Annotated in this window: 1 protein-coding gene; it reads left to right on the top strand. The window is 55.5% G+C overall.

Annotated features, from left to right (window positions below):
• Nucleotides 1-394, top strand: a 394-nt coding sequence (locus ACYX7E_RS18880) for a hypothetical protein (RefSeq protein WP_462082159.1), incomplete at its 5' end; no start/stop codon positions are given.
• Nucleotides 395-824: the final 430 nt, after the last annotated feature.

Below are 824 nucleotides of genomic sequence, written 5' to 3'. Positions count from 1 at the left end.
GTTAGCCCGCTTTGGAGCACGCATGCACTTCTTCGAAGAAGCAAAGCAAATCTGGCAGATGTATGTTCCAAAGCGCGGCCAAGCGGAGACTGTGCAAGGCGAGCTGCTCAGGGCAGTGGAAAAGCTGCGCGATGAGGCTATCCGCAACGGGAACTGCAATTGGGACGATGGTTTTGATCTTCTGATTAGCTACCTAGAGCAGCACCTGACCGATGTATCCGTCTATTCCCAGGATACGGTCGCTCAGACGAGGTCAACCTTGGGCCGGCTACGAGACTACGACTTTCCATGCCTGGAGGATGATCTCTACGATGAGCTTGGCGATCGCGTGGTCGAGCACTTCCGCTTCTACGGCATTCAGCCGCATGTGCAAAATTCTCAACTTCATCGATAAGCGGGCTAACAATTCATCCAAGCCGATGCCGCTTCGCGGCTCGGCTTAATTCAGGCATTAGGCCCCGTGAAAATCATATTTGGCTGTCCAACATTCTTTGCAAGAGCAGACGAAGATCATTTCTTCGGCTGGCTGCATGCGCTACCCGAGTGCCAAGGAGTCCGCGGCGTCGGCACTGACCTTGAGGTCGCTCTTTCAGCTCCGGTCAGCCCAGAAACAGTGCAGCAATTGCTAGTGCTGTTTCGGCGCTGGTGCATAGACCCGGCGCCACTGCTGCCGCTTCGCTCACCTGAGACAGAGAGCCTCGCGCTTTGGGACACTTCACTTCAGCAGGCCTCGCACGGGGCCTAACAATTCATTCAAGCCGATGCCGCTTCGCGGCACGGCTTAATTCAGGCGTTAGGCCTTGCCGATCACACTTTCTAGAGAG

The organism is Luteimonas sp. RIT-PG2_3 (assembly GCF_054902115.1).
The sequence above is the reverse complement of the archived record's forward strand: the minus strand, read 5'-3'. Positions and strand labels throughout refer to the sequence as shown.